The 1,612-nt window shown below is 53.1% G+C and carries 3 protein-coding genes; 2 read left to right on the top strand and 1 reads right to left on the bottom strand.

Features of this window, described 5'->3' with window-relative positions:
• Nucleotides 1–29: 29 nt before the first annotated feature.
• The gene (locus tag RINTHH_RS10825) at nt 30–188 is read right to left on the bottom strand and encodes a hypothetical protein (protein WP_155943943.1); all 159 of its coding nucleotides are present in this window, start codon (nt 186–188) and stop codon (nt 30–32) included.
• A gap of 531 nt (nt 189–719) precedes the next feature.
• Between RINTHH_RS10825 and RINTHH_RS10830 the strand changes: the two genes are divergently transcribed.
• Nucleotides 720–869, top strand: a complete 150-nt coding sequence (locus tag RINTHH_RS10830; protein ID WP_155943944.1) for a hypothetical protein — start codon at nt 720–722, stop codon at nt 867–869.
• 315 nt (nt 870–1,184) lie between these two features.
• The coding region (locus tag RINTHH_RS11060; protein ID WP_196794898.1) for a protein rep at nt 1,185–1,612 on the top strand (428 nt) is incomplete at its 3' end.

The raw sequence follows: 1,612 nt of genomic DNA on the forward strand, positions 1-1,612 counted from the left end.
AGAAGTCGCTGATGTAGGAAAGAAAGCTATCAGCACGTCCTCGCTGATTGCTCACATCGTGGAACGACGTATCGAGTACCTGGTAGGTACGCTGATCGCATACCAAATTGGTTTGCTTGACCAATTGGTAGCCACAGGCCATCAATGCATCGCATAAGTGTGAATACATTTATGTATACGCTGGCCATGGGATTATCATGGTCGAGTATCGATTAACCACAGAAGCCCGATGTGAAGCTAATGTCATCATCGGTGACCCACGAACGAGATGTACGTGTCCCGCTCTCGAGGGCACAAAGTACTGCTACGGACATCAGTACGTAGCGAAGTGGGGTGGTCAAAGATGAGGCTTTATGCCAAAATCAAGGTCAACGGTAAGTGGACGATGGTAAAACGCCGGGTCCATCGAACGCAGAGTTGAGGCCCACGAACGTTGCGAATGCAAAGTGTGCCACGTGCTTAAGCACGGCCTACACGAGGAAGAGTGAGGGCAATGCCATCCTCCGAGAGCGCCGGGACACCGATGCAATGCATCCAGGAATGTATCATTCCCGATGCTGCGCAAGGTGGCAGGGAACGGGACGATGAGCGGAGCGAATGGACCGCTCCGCCAGGAGCGGCGCCCGCATGCCCGGCAGGCGCAAATGCGCTCTATTCCTATCCTTGGTTAATAGAGCGCATAAGTCAAACATTTTTTCAAGAATGGATTGGTGCATGGTGTGTGCCAACCAAGATTGACCACGCCGAATGGTTGTGCACGATGTGTGGGGAATACACAGCCACGTGGGAAACCAGATCGGGCAGCTACTGCAGGTACTGTTGGAGTCTGGGACAGACGTCGCCGCTTGGATCGGTGCCGTCATACCTGAAGGAGATGATACCCCATGTCGAGTTGTAAGCAAGGCGCCCACGAGTTTGAGTGGATAACGAAGGCATGCGGGTGCGAACACGAGGTGTGCTATCGATGCGATCACAACGTGCGAGTTAGCACGTGTGATTGGTGCAGAAGAGAGGATACGGAGGAGTGACCAGGTATGGCCAAGAACTTGGGCGTTTTCATGTCGTTGCATGAAACTGGGCACGTGAGGCTCCGGCATAGTTGGCGATCGATGGACGGTCTTACCGTTCGAAGGCAGATGTCCAAGACAGCGCCGTTCGTCAACACAACGGAGTCAGGTTTGCCGATGTACGAAACGGAACCGTGTAGGAGTCGGGGATGCTGGGCTTGTCAGCACAAAGCCAGGCGGAAACTCCGCGGAAAGGTTCAACGTTTTATCGATGAAGTTGTGATGAAAGCGAAACGCTCCTGGCGATTCGTGACATTGACCTTACCAGGTAATTGGTACGAAGTACGATCGGCCTCGGTTGAAGCGCAGCTGAAGACCGTGAGACGTGCATTTGCTAGTTGGCGATTGAAAATGCAACGTCGTGGAGCCCGGGTACATGGGTTCTATACTATTGAGTTCGAAGGCGCTGCTGAGGACCAATGGCATACCCATGTCCATATGCTCATGCGTTGGCGCAGGAGAATAGACTACACAGAGCTGAAGAGGCTCTGGACAGAATCGGTCGATAGGCCGATGAGGAAACAGTTGGCGAAGTGGACGGAAAA

Origin of the sequence: Richelia intracellularis HH01 (genome assembly GCF_000350105.1) — a bacterium.
In the GTDB taxonomy this organism is placed as follows: domain Bacteria; phylum Cyanobacteriota; class Cyanobacteriia; order Cyanobacteriales; family Nostocaceae; genus Richelia; species Richelia intracellularis.